Origin of the sequence: Marisediminitalea alba (assembly GCF_002993365.1) — a bacterium.
Classification (GTDB): Bacteria; Pseudomonadota; Gammaproteobacteria; order Enterobacterales; family Alteromonadaceae; genus Alteromonas; species Alteromonas alba.
Window position 1 is genome coordinate 110,913 of record NZ_PVNP01000089.1, and the last position, 18,772, is coordinate 129,684.

At 47.7% G+C, this 18,772-nt stretch carries 17 protein-coding genes, 1 tRNA gene and 2 riboswitches; of the genes, 15 read left to right on the forward strand and 3 right to left on the reverse strand.

Annotated elements, in window-relative coordinates; all coding sequences use genetic code 11:
* The first annotated feature begins 4 nt into the window (after window positions 1-4).
* From C6Y40_RS10120 to C6Y40_RS10140, 5 genes are read left to right on the forward strand one after another with little or no spacing between them, the layout of a single operon-like run.
* On the forward strand, window positions 5-1,363 hold the full coding sequence (locus tag C6Y40_RS10120) for a MotA/TolQ/ExbB proton channel family protein (RefSeq protein WP_105934497.1): 1,359 nt from the start codon (window positions 5-7) through the stop codon (window positions 1,361-1,363).
* A 1-nt stretch (window position 1,364) separates the two neighbouring features.
* Window positions 1,365-1,889 (forward strand): MotA/TolQ/ExbB proton channel family protein, encoded by a 525-nt coding sequence (locus C6Y40_RS10125; RefSeq protein ID WP_105934498.1) that lies wholly within the window; start codon window positions 1,365-1,367, stop codon window positions 1,887-1,889.
* Window positions 1,890-1,900: 11 nt separating this feature from the next.
* The gene (locus C6Y40_RS10130) at window positions 1,901-2,299 is read left to right on the forward strand and encodes an ExbD/TolR family protein (RefSeq protein ID WP_105934499.1); all 399 of its coding nucleotides are present in this window, start codon (window positions 1,901-1,903) and stop codon (window positions 2,297-2,299) included.
* A gap of 1 nt (window position 2,300) precedes the next feature.
* Window positions 2,301-2,912, forward strand: coding sequence for an energy transducer TonB (locus C6Y40_RS10135; RefSeq protein WP_105934500.1), 612 nt, complete (start codon window positions 2,301-2,303; stop codon window positions 2,910-2,912).
* A 2-nt stretch (window positions 2,913-2,914) separates the two neighbouring features.
* Entirely contained in the window at window positions 2,915-4,183 is a 1,269-nt protein-coding gene (locus C6Y40_RS10140) for a tetratricopeptide repeat protein (protein WP_105934501.1), read from the forward strand.
* Window positions 4,184-4,243: 60 nt separating this feature from the next.
* Here C6Y40_RS10140 and C6Y40_RS10145 read toward each other — a convergent pair whose 3' ends face one another.
* Complete coding sequence (locus tag C6Y40_RS10145) at window positions 4,244-6,361, reverse strand: GNAT family N-acetyltransferase (protein ID WP_105934502.1); 2,118 nt, start codon at window positions 6,359-6,361, stop codon at window positions 4,244-4,246.
* Window positions 6,362-6,445: 84 nt separating this feature from the next.
* On the reverse strand, window positions 6,446-8,209 hold the full coding sequence (locus C6Y40_RS10150) for a helix-turn-helix domain-containing protein (protein ID WP_105934503.1): 1,764 nt from the start codon (window positions 8,207-8,209) through the stop codon (window positions 6,446-6,448).
* Between the two features lie 150 nt (window positions 8,210-8,359).
* Window positions 8,360-8,440, forward strand: a riboswitch (cyclic di-GMP riboswitch).
* A gap of 46 nt (window positions 8,441-8,486) precedes the next feature.
* On the opposite strand from C6Y40_RS10150, the gene C6Y40_RS10155 reads away from it, so the two are divergent.
* The 8 genes from C6Y40_RS10155 to rimI all read left to right on the forward strand — a co-directional run bounded on the left by C6Y40_RS10155 (window position 8,487) and on the right by rimI (window position 14,358).
* A complete protein-coding gene (locus tag C6Y40_RS10155; RefSeq protein ID WP_105934504.1) occupies window positions 8,487-9,161 on the forward strand; it encodes a hypothetical protein in 675 nt (224 codons plus the stop codon).
* A gap of 144 nt (window positions 9,162-9,305) precedes the next feature.
* Window positions 9,306-9,406, forward strand: a riboswitch (TPP riboswitch).
* 56 nt (window positions 9,407-9,462) lie between these two features.
* Window positions 9,463-11,526 (forward strand): TonB-dependent receptor, encoded by a 2,064-nt coding sequence (locus C6Y40_RS10160; protein ID WP_105934505.1) that lies wholly within the window; start codon window positions 9,463-9,465, stop codon window positions 11,524-11,526.
* 9 nt (window positions 11,527-11,535) lie between these two features.
* Window positions 11,536-11,790, forward strand: coding sequence for a YkoF family thiamine/hydroxymethylpyrimidine-binding protein (locus C6Y40_RS10165; protein ID WP_105934506.1), 255 nt, complete (start codon window positions 11,536-11,538; stop codon window positions 11,788-11,790).
* Window positions 11,791-11,796: 6 nt separating this feature from the next.
* A complete protein-coding gene (gene pnuC / locus C6Y40_RS10170) occupies window positions 11,797-12,408 on the forward strand; it encodes a nicotinamide riboside transporter PnuC (RefSeq protein ID WP_105934507.1) in 612 nt (203 codons plus the stop codon).
* On the forward strand, window positions 12,378-13,160 hold the full coding sequence (locus tag C6Y40_RS10175) for a phosphotransferase (RefSeq protein ID WP_170308453.1): 783 nt from the start codon (window positions 12,378-12,380) through the stop codon (window positions 13,158-13,160). The genes pnuC and C6Y40_RS10175 overlap by 31 nt, the downstream gene beginning before the upstream one ends.
* A gap of 106 nt (window positions 13,161-13,266) precedes the next feature.
* Window positions 13,267-13,343, forward strand: a tRNA-Trp gene (locus C6Y40_RS10180).
* A gap of 65 nt (window positions 13,344-13,408) precedes the next feature.
* Entirely contained in the window at window positions 13,409-13,879 is a 471-nt protein-coding gene (locus C6Y40_RS10185) for a hypothetical protein (protein WP_105934509.1), read from the forward strand.
* A complete protein-coding gene (gene rimI, locus C6Y40_RS10190; protein WP_170308454.1) occupies window positions 13,864-14,358 on the forward strand; it encodes a ribosomal protein S18-alanine N-acetyltransferase in 495 nt (164 codons plus the stop codon). The genes C6Y40_RS10185 and rimI overlap by 16 nt, the downstream gene beginning before the upstream one ends.
* On the opposite strand, the gene C6Y40_RS10195 is transcribed toward rimI, so the two are convergent.
* The gene (locus tag C6Y40_RS10195; protein WP_105934511.1) at window positions 14,355-15,668 is read right to left on the reverse strand and encodes an OmpP1/FadL family transporter; all 1,314 of its coding nucleotides are present in this window, start codon (window positions 15,666-15,668) and stop codon (window positions 14,355-14,357) included. The genes rimI and C6Y40_RS10195 overlap by 4 nt on opposite strands.
* A gap of 685 nt (window positions 15,669-16,353) precedes the next feature.
* On the opposite strand from C6Y40_RS10195, the gene C6Y40_RS10200 reads away from it, so the two are divergent.
* Together C6Y40_RS10200 and C6Y40_RS10205 are read left to right on the forward strand one after the other, a co-directional pair.
* Complete coding sequence (locus tag C6Y40_RS10200) at window positions 16,354-17,622, forward strand: hypothetical protein (RefSeq protein WP_105934512.1); 1,269 nt, start codon at window positions 16,354-16,356, stop codon at window positions 17,620-17,622.
* A gap of 74 nt (window positions 17,623-17,696) precedes the next feature.
* Window positions 17,697-18,473: a hypothetical protein gene (locus tag C6Y40_RS10205; RefSeq protein ID WP_105934513.1), complete on the forward strand. Its 777-nt coding sequence runs from the start codon at window positions 17,697-17,699 to the stop codon at window positions 18,471-18,473.
* Window positions 18,474-18,772: the final 299 nt, after the last annotated feature.

The following is an 18,772-nucleotide window of genomic DNA, read 5'->3' on the forward strand; positions in this document are numbered from 1 at the left end:
GTTAATGAAACCAGTATTTAAATCTCTACTCGCCGCTGCGACGGTAGCGGTTATGTCTTCTACTGCGGTAGCTCAGGAGCCTGCAACTCTGCAAGACCTGCTGAACTCTGTGAAAGAAAACCGTGCTTCTGAAGCAAAAATCAACGCACAGCGCGAAGCAGAATTCCAATCTGCCCGTGCCGACAAGCAAGCATTACTGCGTAAAGCTCAGTCTGAATTAAAAGCTGAAGAAGACCGTGGTGATCGTCTGCAACAACAATTTTCTGACAACGAAGTAACGTTGAACGAAAAAGCTGCAGAACTGGAACAGGCTACCGGTACTCTAGGTGAGATGTTTGGTGTGGTACGTCAAGCATCTTCTGAAGCTTACGGCCGTATCGCAACGTCAATCGTAAGTGCTCAGTATCCTGGCCGTGACGAATTCCTGGCTCGTATGTCTGAAGAATCTAAAGGTCTTCCTAACATCGACGAACTGGAAGAGCTGTGGATTTCATTGCAAACTGAAATGACTGAACAGGGTTCAGTAGTTAAATTTACTACTGACGTAATTAACCTGGACGGTGGTACTAACTCACAAGAAGTTCTGCGTGTTGGTACATTTAACTTAGTAGGTGACGAAGGTTACCTGACTTACGACGACGAGAACGACATCGTTCAGCCTCTTGGTCGTCAGCCAGACGGCTACCTGGTTTCTGCTGCTAAAGATGCACGCGAAGCAACTTCAGGTTTCGTACCTTTTTATGCTGACCCTTCACGCGGCCAAATCTTAGGTCTGTTGAAGCAGAAAGCAACTATGTCTGAGCGTTATCACGCTGGTGGCGTAGTAGGTTACGTAATCACTGGTATGCTGGCAATTGGCCTGTTAATCGGTCTGTACAAACTGATCACCCTGACTCTGATTGGTGGTAAGATCCGTTCACAGCTTAAAAATCCTTCAGCTCCTTCAGACAAAAACCCTCTGGGTCGAATCCTGAAAGTTTACAGTGAAAACAAAAACGTTGACGCTGAGAACCTGGAACTGAAACTGGATGAAGCTATACTGCGTGAACTGCCAAGCATCGACTCTGGCATTAACGTAATCAAAATCTTTGCGGCAATTGCACCTCTGCTGGGTCTGTTAGGTACAGTACTAGGTATGATCGCTACCTTCCAAACCATCACACTGTTCGGTACTGGTGACCCACGTATGATGGCAGGAAGTATCTCTATGGCACTTGTAACTACCGCGCAAGGTATTATTGCAGCGCTGCCATTAATCTTGACGCACAGCATCGTTGCCTCTAAGAGCAAGTCAATCGTTCATATCCTGGACGAGCAGACTGCAGGCATCATTGCTGCTCACGCAGAGTCGGAGAAAGCATAATATGGTTTACCTGATTGGATTATGGGAATCGGTCAGGGACTTTATCGCTACCGGCGGTGACGTGTTATACGCTGTTGCTGCCGCGCTCTTTCTCATGTGGGTATTAATGATTGAGCGCTACTGGTATTTGACGTCAGTGTTTCCAAAAATGAAAAAGCAAATTATTCAGGATTGGAACGCTCGTGCAGATACTAAGTCATGGTATGCGCATAGAATCCGTGAAGCGTGGATCTCCGAGGCTTCAGATAACCTGAACGCCAGAATGCTTATCATTCGAACCCTGGTAGCTATGTGTCCGCTAATCGGACTACTGGGTACTGTAACTGGGATGATCAGCGTGTTTGAGACTATGGCAACGCAAGGTACGAGTAACGCACGTCTTATGGCGGGTGGTATCTCGATGGCAACTATCCCGACAATGGCGGGAATGGTCGCGGCGCTGTCAGGGCTGTTTATCAGTACTCGTCTCGAGGCGAAGGTTAAGATTGCGCGGGAAAAGCTAGTTGATAGCTTGCCGTATCATTAGAGAGAGAGATTATGGCTCGAAAAGTCAGAACCGAAGAGGAAGATGCAGCGATTGATATGACGCCTATGCTGGACATCGTATTCATCATGCTGATCTTCTTTATCGTGACAACGGTTTTCGTTAAGGAAGCCGGTATAGAAGTTAACAAGCCCGATGCGAGCCGAGCGTTCTTACATAAAAATGCTAACATTTTCATTGCGATCACCGAAGATGGCGATGTCTGGTTAGATAAACGCGAGGTGTCTGTTGACAGCGTCAGGGCAAACTTAGAGCGATTACTTACGGAGCAACCAACTGATTATGTGTTTATACAGGCTGATATTAAGGCTAAACACGGGGTGGTTGTTGAAGTTATGGACCAGGTTAAAGCCGCAGGCATTGACCGTATTGCAGTAGCAGCGAGGAACTAGTATGGGTAGAATTATCGCCTCTATAGTCATCGGTGCAGCCGTAGCATTTGGTCTGTTCGTAGTAATGGCTAAACTTATTGAAAACTCAGCGCGTCCGGTTGATGAAATTCCGGATGCACCGGTTATCGATATCGTTATGCAGCCGCCAGAAGAGGATACGCAAACACGTACCCGTGTTCCGCCACCTCCTCCTCCTCCGCCACAACAGCCACCTAAAATGGAGCCTGTTGAGCCGGAAGAAGCTGAGCCGGATGCAGACGGATTCAGCCTGGATATACCAGGTGTCGATACCGGTGGTGTTGGTGTAAACATTGGTGGTGTTGGTGCGATGCAGAGTGATGGTGATGCGACACCTATCGTTCGTATCGATCCTAAGTACCCGCCACAGGCAGCACGTGATGGTAAAGAAGGCTGGGTTAAGCTTCAGTTTACTATCATGGAAGATGGCTCTGTTGATGACATCGATGTAATCGATGCGAATCCAAAGCGTATCTTCGACCGTGAAGCCCGTCGAGCTCTGGCGAAGTGGAAATACAAGCCGAAGATCGTTGACGGTAAGCCTGTTAAGCAACCAAATATGTTTGTACAACTAGACTTTAAACTGGAGCAATAATCATGTTGAAATCCACAATGTTTAAAAAGTCACTGGTAGTAGCGGCATTTACTCTGGGCTCAGCGATTGCGTTGCCAGCCGCAGCGCAAAGCTCGGCACCGGTAGTGTGCCCAGGCTACGAGAAAGGTACAACCAACCTGGTTGGTGAGCGTGTAGGTAAAAAAGTACAGAAGGCTTTTGAGGCTTATAACGAAGACCTGATTGATGACGCGATCACAATCCTGTCTGAAATTGAAGCGAAAGAAGACTTTGATAAAGCTTATGTAAACCGTTTCCTCGGTAATATCATGGCGACTAAAGACGGCATGGGGCCAAAAGCTCTGGAACTGTTAGTGTCGTCGGTAGAGACTAAGGTGTTAAACGACCTTGAGCACTCGCAAACGCTCAAGCTTGTTGCTGACCTTAGTCTGCAGGAAAAGGAATACGAGCAAGCGGTTAAGTACTATCAGGCATATCTCGACTTTACTTGTAAAGAAGACCCTGAAGTTTATACCCGTATGGCCAACGCTTTTTATGAGCTCAAGCAATACGACAAGCTTATCGATCCAGCTAACAAAGCTATCGCGTTATATGAAGAGCCAAACAAAAACCCGTATGTACTGAAGTTATCTTCGTACTATGAGCGTAAGATGTATAAAGAAACCGTTGGGGTTGCTGAGGACATCGTTAACACGTTCCCTGAAGAAGGTAAGTGGTGGGTTCAGTTAGGTCAGTTTTATCTGATGATCGAAGACTATAAAAAGTCTTTAGCGACATTAGAAATTGCATATAACCAGGGCTTTTTAGAAAAACCTAATCTGGTAAAAATGTTGTCTCAGTTGTACGCAACAAACAATATGCCTTATCGCTCAGCCAAGGTGCTGGCAGAGAATATTGCGAACGGCAAGATTGAGAAAACAGCAGATAATCTGGCGTCTGTAGCGAACAGCTATCACCAGGCGATGGAGTACGAAACTGCTGCACAGTATTATCAGCAAGCGGCAGAAATGTCGTCTGATCCAGAATTTTACCGTAAGCAGGGTGTACTGCTGCTGGTTGCAGAGGATTACAAAGGTGCTATTACAGCTCTTTCTAAAGCTCTGGAACGTGGCGTAGAAGACCCGGGCAAAGTTCACTTTAGCTTAATGGAAGCTAACTTCTATGCCGGAGACTTTAAACAAGCCTACGAGCATATTAAGGAAGCGAAAAAGGACAAGACATTACGCAGAAATGCGAATGCCTGGGAACCTTACATCAAGCAAAAAGCGAAAAACCGCGGTATTAATATCTAATAGAAAAAAGCGCCTTAAGGGCGCTTTTTTTATCTCTGTCATCCTCATTCTTTATTGTTCTTACCGGGTAAGTACACGACCAATATGGCTGGAGATGAAACGCTCCGTTTCACGTTTGCCGCTGAGCCTGTACCGCTCAGTAAGGGTATTGAGTTTGTTACTGTTTGCCACAAAGTCCTCTAGCACAGCCTTGCTCTCGTTGTCCGTAATTGCCTCTGATTGTGTTTCAAGCAGCCACGCAACACTGCCACGGGCATGCTGAAGACTTCTGCTGCCGTTAATAACCTGCTCCAGTATGGTTAAAGTGCACGCTCGAATACTTTCGTTCACCGCAAAAGGTGAAAAAGGAGCCTGACAGCCAAAACTCTCCGGTGCAGGGTGGAGCAATAACTCCTGGCTAAAACGCTGTGTAATAAGCGCCTGAACATCAAGCATTAACTGACTCAATGGCAGAAACATGAGTAAACTGTATTCACCACTTGAGGCGTCACGTTTTAATCCCGGTTTGGCGGGCACAAAGTCATTTGTGTTCCAAAAGGCTGTCAAAGAAGGCGTTGCACCATAAGAAGTAGTCAGTGCGTCCACTCCCGCAGTTTTTGCCTGTTGCAGCAACCTGTTAATTAATGTGGTGGCGATACCTTTGCGTCTGAACCGGGGTAGAACTGCGATTCGGTTAATACGCCAGTAGGTTGCAGTCGCCATAGCTGAAGATGCTAAAAGCATGCTTAAACCCTGGGCTGACAGGTGTCCGTTTACCCGTCTGGCGCCGCAGGCAATATCATTTGCAACGTCTCTGAGCAATGCTCCGCCTTCCTGCTGATAATTTAGTACACCAATTACTTCATTGTCGCGAATTGCCAGTAACGTATTATTTGCAGGCGAGTCGTAGAGGCGTACCAACTCATCGGCAGTGGTCTGATAGTGAGCTTGCATGAGCAGGGGGAGCAACTGGCGATTAGTGGAGCTATCGAACTGTCCCTTATCAAGCGCCTCATAGCAGATAGTGCTGCTGCAGAGAGTTTCTTCAGGTTCGACTTCACCATTAGCTAAAACAGTTGTGTCCATACATAGCGCGCGATACCAGAATCGCTCCAGCGGGTCGCCTTCATACCAGCGAATCGGAGTCTGCAATTCGTAATGGTGAATATCCGGCCGGTGTTGCTTAAGCCAGGGGATAAAGCGGGTGATAAAGCCTCTTCCAGACCCTTCATAGCCTCGTACTGTAGTACTAAGCAACAGGTGCTTTGCCTGATTGCAAAGTGCGGTGAGCTGCGGCACCGGAATGCTAGCGGCTTCGTCAATAAGTAATAATGTTGAATCGGTGATATTGGTCAGCAAAGGGTGGTCAAGGGGGAGCCATCGGCATGTCAGTTCATTAAATGAAACCTGATGCCGATCGATCTGTGTCACCTGAGGGCAGGTTAACAGAACCCCGGTAAACACCTGATTTACTGACTCTGCATAACGACTGGTGATAATCACAGACTGTGCTTGTGTGGCCATATAGTGCCCGGCAATTATGCCCAACAGGGTTGATTTACCTCTGCCACGGTCGGCAGTGAGCAATGCGCTTCCTATAGGTTGGCCGCCGGTTATAAGGTTGAACAGGCGCTGTTGTTCTTCCGATTTGAATGGAGAAGGGGGAGCCACCGGTGGTTGTGCAGAATTTAGTTCAGGCAACTCCGGCGCGTAATTCTCGCGTAATATGGCAACGTTTGACGTATCTCCGAACTGCATCAGAATAGCAGCCCGCAGTTGACTGAATTGCAGTTGTTCCCCGTAACTTAAATAGTGGCCGGTAGATGCCTCGCGGTAAACGGGCCATTGGTTAAAGTCCGGACAGCATATAACCATCAGACCACCCTGAGTAACCGTCCCGGCAACGGCCAGAACAGCATTAGGACGAAAGGCATCAAAGGTATCAACAATTGCCAGACTGTATTCGGCACCAAGAACGTGTCGGTAGGCGGCGATATTTAGTGAGTTATTGCCTGGGTAAAGAAATGTACCCAGAAGCAGGGTTTCCTGGTCACGATATTGTTGTGTTAATTGGTCGACAACGTCTTTGCAGTAATGCGCAGAACCGCTCACTACCAGCAGTTGGCGGTGAGCATTGAGAGTCTGTACGAGCGCAGTATTCCAGTTGGATAGTGCGGTTAACGTTTTCGCGGTGGGCATAGGAGCAAAAAGTCATCACGTAAAATCGCTATTGTACCTGTTTGTGGAGTGGCCACCAATGCAGCCACAATCATTAGTAGTACATTACCAATTTGCCAGGAGCTCTATGGCCTCGGTTAGCTGCTGTTCTGACAGTACGTCAGCGAGTTGTTCGTCGTGAATTTGGGCCTGATTAAAACACAAACTGTTAAAGGCCAGTTCATGACAACAGCGGATCCGTTGATTCACTTTTGCATCCGGTTCCTGACACAACCGCCACAAAGTTTGATTTACCTTACTGGTAAAGCCCCATCTGACCAACAACAGCGACGAGGCGCCATACAGGCACAGGTTATGTTCTGCAGCCAGTGCAGACTGGAATTCGTCAAAACTGGAAGCGTTCTGCCACTGTTCAAAAAACAATGAGGCATCCAAATGTTCGGTATGAAATATCAACAATAAGGCCAGCGGACCAAACAGGGTGAGCTGGGCTATAAGGGCTTTATCGTCGCTGCTGTATTCGCTGGCAAATAAAGTTTCAAATAAGGCATTGCTTAACAGCATAGCGTCAATCAGCCGCTCGATATTCGGGTGTACACTTTGTACTGTGAGATATTGCTGGGCGGCAAATAACACCGCGAGGTTTCTCACGTTGTTAACGCCGAGGTTGCGGCCAATAGCTTGTTCAAGAGACTGCGGCACGGATCCGTAGAGCGCTTTGCTGGCTTTACCAATGATGTGAGCCAGAAATACCGGGTCTGGCTCGATGAGCTTTACCAGTCGGCTCACGGTAAGTTGTTCATCAGACAGATTCACGATATGGCTGATGGTTTCCGGCAAGGGTGGCAGATTTTCGGTTACTTCGATCAGTGCCTGGTTACCCCGCTGGAATCTCAGTCGGCTTCCGACCTGACGTAACTGTCCAGGGCTTATGCCGGTAAACTCCTTAAAACTGCGGTCGAAGGAACGGCGATCGGAAAAGCCCAGTGACTCAGCCAGCACATCCACTTTCTCGCCGCTCAGTAAACCATTTATGCTGCGTTCGTGAATATGCGATTTTAGCAGGGCGCTGAAAGACAGCTTCTCCTGTTTGAGTTTGCGCCGAAACACCGACTCAGACATGCCCAACAGTTCGCCAACCGCTTCAGAGCGAATTCTGGCAGGGGTATCAAACTGTTTAAACGCATCGACTAAATCTTGTTTAAAGCCCCCTTCACCGGCAGGTTGCAGGTTTTTGACCAGTACCAGTTGCAGTTTTGGGCTGTAAAAAAACGATGGGCTGGCTAACCAGCGGGCATCAAAAGTAACAGCCAGTGCAGGATGGTGGTGGCTGCAGTGAGCCTCACTCACCGAGGCTAATAACCACCCGGGATGTTCGTGAACGAGTTCAACCTGGTTAAAATCGAAATTTCGACCGGCCAGGTGACGAAACAGGGCTAGCAGGAAAGCTACTACAAAGGGCTCCATATCCGCCAGAATGCCAGCATTGATGGTGAGGGTTACCTCGTCGTCTGTTTTATTGATTTGTATCTCTTCTGAGGCTTCAAATAAAGGCGACTCAAAAGTATGCAAAGCATCCAGTGCGGCATTGATATCGCGGGCCATGGATAAAAAACAATGAAAGGTGCCCATCTTGTTAAAATCAAGATAGCCTAATAAAGACTGGCCAATCCGTTGTGGTGAATCATTCTTGCTCAGGAATGCTAATTTTTCATTCAGGGCGGTAACCGGGTAGTCACCACTTTCAATGTCTCCAAGTGCCAATAAAGCCGTAGACTCGTCTTCCGTGCTCAGGCTCTTATCCCGGCGTAATGATAATAACGCCCGTGTAACGGCTGACCAAAACGTTCCTGTATAGGTAACAGACATATCAAATTTTATATCCCTTGCGATTCTCCCACCATAATAACGACTTTTGTCCGGCTGTTAAGTGAGGACGGACAAAATTGTCCTATAGTTCGATAAAATGTGTCCTATTTTGATTTTTCTTCTGCGTTACCATTAATCCCGAAGTTTGATGATGCACAAAGCCAAACTTGTTGTGAAGCAAGGACGGAAAGCCACGGGCCTTTGAGTTTCAAAGGTGGCCGGGTTACTCAGAGTCAGTACAGTTTTTACGTATTGATTAGTAGTTAAGGATTAAAACATGAAGTTGGCCAGTAAATTATGTTCAGTAATCGTCGCCTGCGGTATGGCAGCCTCTGCCAACGCTGGTGTTATCAATTACGATGTGGACTTTGATACCGCTACCTTTGAAGGCATGAGCCGTCAGAACAACGTCGACAGTGATTATTTCGTACAAAACAATGGCGCGATTCGAATCTACTCAGATTCCTGGTTTGCCATTGATTTGGAAGATACGTTTGGTATTGATTCAGTTAATCTGGACGATCCGCTGACCAACTACACGCTGGATTTTAAATTCCGTTTATTCCAGCGCATTGGCGATGGCGGTGAAGCCCGGGGCGTGCCTACGTCACTACCTGAAATTGGTGGTTTGTTCTTCGCTGATTTCTCCGGCGGTCAGACTGACGCGGTTTCCAGCCAGTCGTTTAACCTGGTTGGCACGCAGAACTGGGGACTGGACGATTTTTCTTATACCAACGATCGCTGGCAGCGTTTCTCAATTGATCTGGATAACTACCTGAGTGGCAGTTTTACCCATATCGTACTGGTAAACGACTGTGATATTGAGTGTGGCAACACACAAGTACGTTTTAGGGATATGACGTTGTCTGAGGTTAGCGCGCCAACCGCATTGTCGCTGGCAGTACTCGGACTCGGCATAACAGGCTGGCGTCGTCACCGCCGGTCTGTATAAAGCTCTTTATCCGGGAGCAATTAAGTAACGCCCACCACGTCACGGTGGGCGTTCTCATTTCTGCTGAAAAATCCTCTTCGTAACAATCTGTTCAACAGTTGCAAATCTCTAAAGTCTTGGTAGACTCCATCGCGCATTCATAATGCATTCACCAAGGGGTGCCGGAAACGGCTGAGATCCATGATATGGGAACCCTTAAACCTGATCCGGATAATACCGGCGTAGGGATGGTTACAATCAAGCCTTATCACCTGCCGTTAAAAGCCGGATCTTTTGGTCATCATTGCACAAGAGATCCAGTATGAAATTACCTAAAACTCTGTTTTCTTTATCTTTACTGAGTTTATCTGTCGGCGCTTTAGCTGCTGAACAACAAGACATCGAAAAAGTCACCGTATACGGCGACTTCCATCAGCGGGCCCTCGCTCAACTGAGCGCCAGTGCGTCAATCATCGATAATGCACGTATTCAAAGCCGTCAGGCTATGCACATCGAAGACTTACTACGCATTGCGCCAAACGTAAATTTTGCAACAGGTGCCTCGCGGGGACGCTTTGTGCAGATTCGCGGCATTGGCGAGCGAAGCCAGTACGCCGAACCGATTAATCCATCGGTGAGCATTATGGTGGACGATTTTGACTTTACCGGACTTGGCGCTGCTGCACTGCTGTTTGATTCCCAGCAGGTTGAGATTTTCAGAGGCCCTCAGGCTACGGTGTTTGGTACCGGAGCACTGGCAGGCGCAGTGTTAATTAAATCCACTCAGGCCAAGGAGCTAGACGCCGATTACGTTCAGCTCACTGCGGCGACTAAGAGTAGCTATCGGGTGGAAGCCGGTAAGAGTGTTGAGGTCGCAGATAACCTGGCCATACGCGGTGCATTAGTGCACAACCAGAGCGATGGTTTTGTACGCAATACTTTCCTTAACCGCGACGACACCAACAATATTGACGAAAGTGCTATTCGGTTAGCGGCGAGCTACGACTACAGCGATGAAGTATCGTTAACCGTTAATTACCGCTGGTACGACATCGACAACGGGTTTGATGCCTTTTCTTTGGATAACACTCGCGAAACACTGTCTGACGAGCCCGGGTTTGACCGCCAGCAAACCCATGCTATCAGCGCTAACCTGCTAACCCGGCTGGATGGCGGCGACCTGCACTTTATCGTTACCCACGCCAGCCACAATATTGGTTATGCCTATGACGAAGACTGGACCTATGATGGCTTTCATCCGTGGGGTTACACTTCTTTCGATGCTTATTACCGCGATGTCGATACCAATACTGTGGAGTTACGCTTCGTCAGTGGCGATCAATGGCGTTTATTTAACGACACGACCTCCTGGGTTATCGGCTCGCGGGTTAAGAACAATAAAGAAGATCTACTTCGTCAGTACACCTATGCTGATGGCGATTTCGTGAGTCAGTATCAGCCCATCACACAGGCTGTTTACGGTCAGTTGGAAAGCCAGTTAACCAATGACTTATTGCTGACCTTTGCATTACGTGCGGAGAACTATGATTTTTCTTACGGCGACAATGCCGGCCTCAGCGGTGAGCAAGATTCCACAATGCTGGGCGGCAAGCTGGCACTGAGTTATCAACTTGGGCAGCAACTGGTTTATGCCAGTGTTTCCCGTGGTTATAAAGGCGCCGGCATTAATCCCGATCAGAACGTGTCTACCGACAACCGCTTCTACGACGAAGAGTACAACTGGAACTATGAAATCGGCATGAAAGGGCGACTGGCTGACCAGTTAACCTCCCGCGTGGCATTTTTTGTCATGAAACGGGAAGATACGCAGGTCAGTGACTACGAACTGCAGTATCGTGATGACGGCTCAGCGGAGTTTATTGATATTATCAGTAACGCCGATTTAGGTACCAACCAGGGCGTTGAGGTTGAGCTTAGCTGGCAGGCAACTAACAACTGGAACCTGAGCTTCTCGGGTGGGTACCTGGATGCCTATTTTGAAGATTATACCCGCGCTGACGGCACTACTGTGACCGAGCAGCAGCAGGCTCAGGCGCCCGAGTTTACTGCCAATTTACTCAGCCAGCTGGATATCAACGAGTCAATTCGCTGGAATGTTGAAGTGGATTTTGCCGATCGCTATCGCTTTTCTGATGGCCATGATGTGACGGCACCTTCGCGTACATTGGTGCATACTCAGCTAAGCTGGCGAATAGAGAACTGGGAAACACAGCTGTGGATCAACAACGCGTTTGATGAAACTTACTATACCCGCGGTTTTGGCGGATTCAGTAACGATCCCCGCGATTTTTACGAATTTGATGAACCCTATTATCAGTTGGGTAACGGTCGTCAGACCGGTGTTACTGTTCGTTATCAATTCTAGGAGCGCATTATGCAGGTGATGGTTGAGTTATCGTTGTACCCATTGGTGAATGACTATATCGGGCCAATCAAGGCCTTTATTGAACGGCTGAATAGTTATAGCAACCTTACAGTCATCACCTGTTCTACCAGCACTCAGGTGCATGGCGACTACACCGAGGTGATGCAGGTGCTGGGCGCAGAAATGCAGCGAACCCATGAAGAAGTCGGGCAGGCGGTGTTTGTGGCCAAGTTTCTTAACTTTGATGCCATGAGCAGTAAGTAGGGCAGAATGGAACAGATCCTTTCTCAATTGGTTGAGCAAATCGTAGCGACATCACTGGCCGAATGGCTGGCCGTAGTGCTGGCCATTGCCTATGTGTTGCTTGCTGCCCGGCAAAGTGCCTGGTGCTGGCTGGCAGCCCTCACCAGCACTGCCATTTACACCTGGCTGTTCTGGCAGGTGGCGTTACCGTTTCAATCGGCGCTTAACCTGTTTTACATGGTAATGGCGGTTTACGGTTACTGGCAGTGGCATCATAAACCGGGAGAAGATAAATCAGTGCAGTCCCGGTCCTTGAGCTGGCATGTGCTGGCGGTGTTCGGTTTAACGGCCGTGGCCGTGGGGTTAGGTAAATTAGCGGCAACGCAGTTTAACAGTGAGTACCTTTGGCTTGATGCGGCCATTAATGTTTTCAGTGTGGCTACTACTTTTATGGTAGCGCACAAGATACTACAAAACTGGATCTATTGGTTTGTCATCAATACCGCCGCCGTGTTCCTGTACTGGCAAAGCGGATTAATTCTGTCTGCCTGCCTGTTTTTAGGGTATGTTGGCTTTTCAGTTTATGGATATAACCAATGGAAACAGGAATGGTCAGAAAGGTATCTGACAAACAGTTAAGCGACTTTATTGCAGGGGCCTGTGGCGCATCGCAATTAACGTTCGAGCCGGTTCGTCAGGGCCTGGCTAACAGTGTATTCCGCGCAAGCAGCGGCGGCCAAAGCTGGGCGGTCAAATTGCTGGGGCCGGCCACTTTCAGTGCCGTTAACTACACTGTTGTCGCTAAATTGCAGCAGCAACTGGCGGTTTGTGGTCTGGCACCGGTGGTTACCGCTTATGATCCGGCATTACGTGTCTGGATTGAGGAGTGGGTCGATACGCCAGAGCAACCATCTCTGGATATTGAGCGGCTGGCACATTCACTGGCCAACATCCATCAAAGTGATATTAACGCGCCAACCTTAGCTCTGCTGCCATGCTGGCAACATTACCTCGAACAATTACCTACCAAAACCGCGCGTTCCTACTCGGCACAAAGAGATAAGCTGGTGCCGGTGATTTCCCAGTTCAGCCATTACCAGGATTTCTGCTTTTGCCATAACGATCTGTCGTTTGCGCACCTGGTTGGCGCGTCACGCAATAAGGTGGTCGATTGGGAGTATGCGGCTACCGGTAACCGTTATTTTGATATTGCCGCCTGTGTTCTTATTAATGAGCTTGACGGTGAGCAACAACAACAGTTATGTGACGAGTACGCGCAGCAGGCAGGTAAGTCGGCTGACCTGGTGGAAAGGAGCGTGGCTGCTTTTTTACCCGTGGTAGATTTTACCAACCGTTTGTGGACGGCGGCGGCCGAGCGGAATTCGGGCTAATAATTCGCCGTAGCGTTTAATATTTGCGCGCTTAAACGCGATTTTAGTCATTTATTGTAAAAATACTTTACCTTTGAAGGCGCATACGTATAATTCACAGCGCGCTAGGGGTGTAGTTCGAATTGGTAGAACAGCGGTCTCCAAAACCGATGGTTGGGGGTTCGAGTCCCTCCACCCCTGCCACTTTCCTCTTTGTTCTGATAGACTCCTGTAACTCATTTCATTACACAGAAAAATCATCGCTTACCATGGCATTTGCGTTAACTGATTATCAAATTGCTGCATTGCAAGAAATGCAAATTCCGGTTTGGCAGCCGCAAGGCAAACTGGCAGAACCAGCTGGTGAAGCGCCTGACATTACTGAAAAAGTTAAATCAGAACCCGTATCGCAGGATACCGCGCGCTCGCATCTGCAGCGCATAAAAGACAGCGTTTCCGCTAAGCCAGCGCCATCTCAAACGGCTAAAAAAGCTGATGAACCGGTAGCACCACAGCTAGCCCCTGCAGCACTAAAGGAAATCCAAGCAAAGCAGGCGCCACAATTTTTTGCCGATCTGCTTATTGCGGTGCAAGGTCTGGCTATGGAAACCGTTCCACCAGTTAGAGTGGGCGCCCCAATATCAGTCTCGCAAGCGGCGATCACATTGCCGGTAGCGCCGGATAAACTAACCTATCAGCATAAAAAGCAGCTCTGGCAGGCATTGTGCGCACTGAACTAGATTTATCACAGTTAAAAATTACTCAGGCCGATGAAGCGCTCGCCTTAGCAGCCCATTCCATTCATTGTGAAGCCCAGTATGCGCCGTGGTCTGAGGCCACTTTTCTGGATTGCACCACAGCACCTTACGAATGTTGGGTGATGCTCTGTGACGGGCAGGTTATTGGATTTGTCATTCTACTGGTGGTGCTGGACGAAGTAACCCTGATGGACATCGCTATCAGTGAAGAGCTGAGAGGACAAGGTGCCGGTAAACGAATGCTGGATTTTGTCATTAATCGCTGTAAACAACTGAATGCGTCAAGCTGTTTTCTGGAAGTGCGCGAGTCAAATCTGGCCGCCCACACACTTTATGTAAATAGCGGCTTTGAATTACTGGAACGGCGTAAAGGCTATTATCCTACCAAAGATGGCAGGGAAGACGCGCTTATGATGTCCCTATCAATAAGTGCTGACAGTCACCACGCCAATCCCGTTTAAAAGTCCATACTAGCGAAAATTACCACCGAGGATTTTTCCGCTGACTGGACGTCATTTGAATCATTTTCAGGGTAAAGGCTAACGCCGGTGATCGCTTCCACATAACGCACATCAGCATATCGCACCTTTCCGTCCCCCTGTTTGGCATACAGACCAAGAGTTAACGGGTAGCCCATTAACTTTGTTTCATAGGCCACACTGATCCCCCGGGTATCGATAGCCTCCACGCGCTGAAAGGGAATGTCAAAGTCGATAACGCCGTTGCTGTTATCGGTGAAAAAACCAATTTGCAGAGCGGTATCGGTAGAGAGCGGAATACGAAGTCCCAGAGAGTAATTGGTTACCTGTTTCAGCTCACGGGTTAAGTCGATATCATCGAGTACCAGATCCTGTTTTTCAACATGGCTGTAGTAATCAACCTGACTCGATACGACCCAGCCGCGATGATGATATGCAGCGCCTAAAGACAGCAGGGAGGGTTGCTCCTGCTCTTTATCTGTACGGATAAAGTCCGGGAAAGTGGTGTCTGGCGAACCGTTTAACAGGGTGATGATGGGCGCGACAATCAGATTATTAGAGCGGTAATTCCGATTGATAGACTCGCTATGAACGTAATGTGCTCCAACATTTAACGCGTCATCTTTGTAGAGCACACTCAGGGATGGCTCAATCAGGTACTGCTTTTCATTTATGCGTCGCCTGGCATCAAATCCGGAGGTAAAAGAACCGGTTGGCGTATACATGGTAATTGCTGCCCCGGAGGTTTGAGACAAAACCTGTTCAATGTATTTTAGCGACAAAGAGAAACCCAGCGCCCAGTGGTCATTAAGACGGTAGGACAAGGCGCCACCGAACTTGTAAGCGGCATTGTCGAAATCGTAAGTGACGGTTTCAATAACACTCTGCCCGGGCGTAGTCGCGGTAGCCGGTAACTCATAATTGGAACTACTATCATTCCTTTCCTGAGAATAATCGGTGACAGTAAAGTAGCTGCCGTAACTCCATTGACCAGAACTGGTGCTGATGCCAAGAAATCCGGGCACAACAGAGAAGGAGGTTCGGGCAAAGTCAGAGCCGTCTGTGTAGACGTTCTTAAACTCGGTATCCTCAAATGCCAGGGTGTTTACGGAAGCCGATTTTGCACTGGTCTGAAAAGAAAGACCGGCAGGATTGTAGTGCATTGCTGACTGATCGTCTGCCAGTGCCACATAGGCACCACCATAACCGATGGCTTTACCGCCTACCAGCAGATTGCCGTAATGGTACTGGTCTGCCAGTACTGTTGAAGGGAGCGCAACCAAAGCACTCAATAATCACACTGACGAACACAACTTCATAGAACACTTCCCTGAAACCAGCTATTACCAATATGAACCAAAAGTGGTGCATTGTGGCTAGATTATAAAATGACCAGTGGTATTGCCACATTTAATTTCAATTAGTTAATACGTTTTATAACTGATGATGAGCACCAGACGATTGGTCGTAAAAATGTATTAGATACGCTTCAGTGATATGTTGAGTATGCATAATTCCTCTTTTGACAGTTTTTGTATAGTATTTCGTCAGCAAATGTCATTAACCTTTAGTGAACAAAAAGTTAACTTTTAAGTGCGTTAGGTTTTTGCAGTTGCTGTCCGGATTTCTACCCTGAGCGATTTTTCGGCACACTCATTTTTGTCTACATCATCGTCAGATTTTTCAGAGGCTTATATTTCAATGTACAACAAGTATCTAGAGAGACTAACTAAGACATGCACAGTAATGTTGGCGTGTTTTAGTGTTTTCCTTGTTGACGCCGCAGAGCAGAGTAGTAGCTGGTGGTCTCCGGGTGACGACAGGGTTTTTCCGAGATTCAGTGAATATCAAAATGCCTCTGGGCGGTTCGGCATTATTAACACCGCAGGCCCCATAGATACCAGTAAACACCCTTTCTTCGCAGCCAAAGGACCCAACGGGCGAGCGTGTGTCACCTGTCATCAGCCGAGTGATGCAATGAGTTTGTCGGTCTCAACTATTCAGCAACGCTGGCGAGACACCAAGGGTACAGATCCGCTCTTCGCTGCTATTGACGGGTCAAATTGTCCGAGCTTACCTCAAGGGAAGCCAGAATCTCATTCACTGCTTTTAGAAAAAGGGCTGATTCGTATTGCAATGCCTTGGCCGCCAAGGCCTTTTAACGGAAAGCCAATAGATCCTGAGTTTTCCATTGAAGTGGTGCGCGATCCGACTGGCTGTAATCTTGATCCCGAGTGGGGAATTGACAGTCCTTCCTCTGCTATTTCCGTATTTCGTCGGCCTAGGCCGGTGATTAATATTGCCCATTTGATGGAATTGCCACATGGTGTACCCCCTTTCAATAATTTCTTTTTTAATGATGCTATGCCCTTACCAAAAGGGCCCGATACTGGCTTAACGGTACCTCAACAGCTCATGGCTGACGGGCGTGGACTCACGCCTAAATTCCAGGCAACTGATGCAGCTTTGACCCACTTACAGTTGTTTGATGCGCTAAGTGATGATGATTTAGAGGAAATTGAAGCATTTGAGCGCCAGATTTATGGTGCTCAGAGTTTTGATAACCTGGCAGGCGATTTAACCAGTCCGGAATCCCCTCCGGGGTTGGGGCCACAAGCTTTGGTTATCTCACCTAAAGCGAGGCTGGGCAATAACCCACTCAATAAGATTTTTGGTGAGTTTTCTATGTGGGCAAGTACTGCTGATGAATCTCAGGAAGTTCAACAAGATAAGGTTAAGGCTTTTAAAGCTTCTGTTGCCAGGGGCTCTGAAATTTTTCGCGAAGTGCGTTTTTATATCAGCGATGTGGGGATGTATAACGATAAAGGCTTAGGTAATCCGTTTAAACGCTCTTGTGGATCAGGATGTCATAATACTTTATCGATGGGCATGGATCTGTCTCCCGGATTCATGGACTTAGGTCTGAATAACTTTCCCTGGCAAAACCGTCGCAACGACCTGCCACTGTTTAAAATTACCTGCCGGGATGATGTGCTGCCACAGTCATTCCTGGGCCGGGAAATTTATACCCACGATCCGGGCCGGGCGCTTATTACCGGTAAATGTACTGATGTTGGCGCCACTATGACTCAACAGTTAAGAGGGTTAGCAGCCCGGGCACCTTACTTTGCCGGCGGTGCGGCTGCAAACTTGCGTGAGCTGGTCGATTTTTACGACCGCCGCTTCAACATTGGTTATACCGAACAAGAAAAAGCAGATTTAGTTAACTTTATGAGGACGCTGTAATGCGAGTATATTCGCCGAGTACAACACTACGCATAGCGATTATCATATGGACTTGCCTGACATCCGGGAAGATATTGGCGAATGAGCACACAGCATTTGTAACCTGTCCTATTGCCCGGGATATTGGTCCTCAAAGTGATGTGTGTTTCATTGCTGAATATAACGGTAAAACTTATGGTTTATTTGATCCCAATGGCTACAACCGTCCCATGCTTAAACATAAAGTAATGGTAGAAGGTGAAGTGATAGATGGAGAAATGATCTGTGGAGCCACCCGAATTAAAGGTGTGCTGTCTGTGATGAGAGAAGAAGTCAGCCCGGAGTGTAACCAGATCCTGCCGGATGATGGTTCAGTGCAGACTAAAAATAATAATTTGTTTTTACGAATGCCTGAAGAGCATCGCCAGCGAGCATTTAAGTTAATGGCACAAGTAGCCGATAATCCTGAAGCTTCGTTACAAGAAGCGATTTATGATCCTGCGCCTTTCCCACCAGTGAAGCCTCCGTATGTGAGACAGAAGCTGAATTTGCATTACCCGTTCAATAGCAAGCGCTCGTCTGGCCCTGAATTACGCAAACTCTTGTACCTGATACATTATGCTAAGTTTTCAGGTGGTCATTTCGTTGTAAAGAGTTATCAGGGAGCTACTCGCCTGGATAATGGAGAAGTGATGGAAGAAAAAAGCGGCATGGCTGAGGAAAGGGCTGATATGTTTGCCGAATTGCTCACTGAATTAGGTATAAATAAAAAAGACTACAGCATAGAAGTACAACCTGAATCAGTGGCGGCAACCGGCGTTGGGGATTGGAAAAACCGGCGTATCAGTGTTGAGTTAAATCCCGCGGAATAGAAAAGCAGATTCCCACGTGCGATAAGCGTTCTTGTGTTTATCTTCTGCGGTGCTCTTATCTAAAAGTGCCGCCTTTTCATGATTTGAAAATATACCTCGAGTCGCTCGTTCAGCGATTAACTGTAGAAAAATAGTTTTTGTTCACTCGATTTTTGAGTTATCGCTAACAGATAAAGTTGCCGGTATTTATATTTTAAGTATTTGATAAATAAAGTTAAAAATGCTCAATTGGTCCGAAGAAAACCCCCAGGGCAAGCCTGTTACCCATTACATAATCAAAACGCAAGTCCTTCTCCGGC

Bases quoted from the DNA above. Each gene is read 5' to 3' on its own strand.
- C6Y40_RS10120 (WP_105934497.1), top strand. From the start codon at position 5: ATGAAACCAGTATTTAAATCTCTACTCGCCGCTGCGACGGTAGCGGTT.
- C6Y40_RS10125 (WP_105934498.1), top strand. From the start codon at position 1,365: ATGGTTTACCTGATTGGATTATGGGAATCGGTCAGGGACTTTATCGCT.
- C6Y40_RS10130 (WP_105934499.1), top strand. From the start codon at position 1,901: ATGGCTCGAAAAGTCAGAACCGAAGAGGAAGATGCAGCGATTGATATG.
- C6Y40_RS10135 (WP_105934500.1), top strand. From the start codon at position 2,301: ATGGGTAGAATTATCGCCTCTATAGTCATCGGTGCAGCCGTAGCATTT.
- C6Y40_RS10140 (WP_105934501.1), top strand. From the start codon at position 2,915: ATGTTGAAATCCACAATGTTTAAAAAGTCACTGGTAGTAGCGGCATTT.
- C6Y40_RS10145 (WP_105934502.1), bottom strand. From the start codon at position 6,361: ATGCCCACCGCGAAAACGTTAACCGCACTATCCAACTGGAATACTGCG.
- C6Y40_RS10150 (WP_105934503.1), bottom strand. From the start codon at position 8,209: ATGTCTGTTACCTATACAGGAACGTTTTGGTCAGCCGTTACACGGGCG.
- C6Y40_RS10155 (WP_105934504.1), top strand. From the start codon at position 8,487: ATGAAGTTGGCCAGTAAATTATGTTCAGTAATCGTCGCCTGCGGTATG.
- C6Y40_RS10160 (WP_105934505.1), top strand. From the start codon at position 9,463: ATGAAATTACCTAAAACTCTGTTTTCTTTATCTTTACTGAGTTTATCT.
- C6Y40_RS10165 (WP_105934506.1), top strand. From the start codon at position 11,536: ATGCAGGTGATGGTTGAGTTATCGTTGTACCCATTGGTGAATGACTAT.
- pnuC (WP_105934507.1), top strand. From the start codon at position 11,797: ATGGAACAGATCCTTTCTCAATTGGTTGAGCAAATCGTAGCGACATCA.
- C6Y40_RS10175 (WP_170308453.1), top strand. From the start codon at position 12,378: ATGGTCAGAAAGGTATCTGACAAACAGTTAAGCGACTTTATTGCAGGG.
- C6Y40_RS10185 (WP_105934509.1), top strand. From the start codon at position 13,409: ATGGCATTTGCGTTAACTGATTATCAAATTGCTGCATTGCAAGAAATG.
- C6Y40_RS10200 (WP_105934512.1), top strand. From the start codon at position 16,354: ATGAGTTTGTCGGTCTCAACTATTCAGCAACGCTGGCGAGACACCAAG.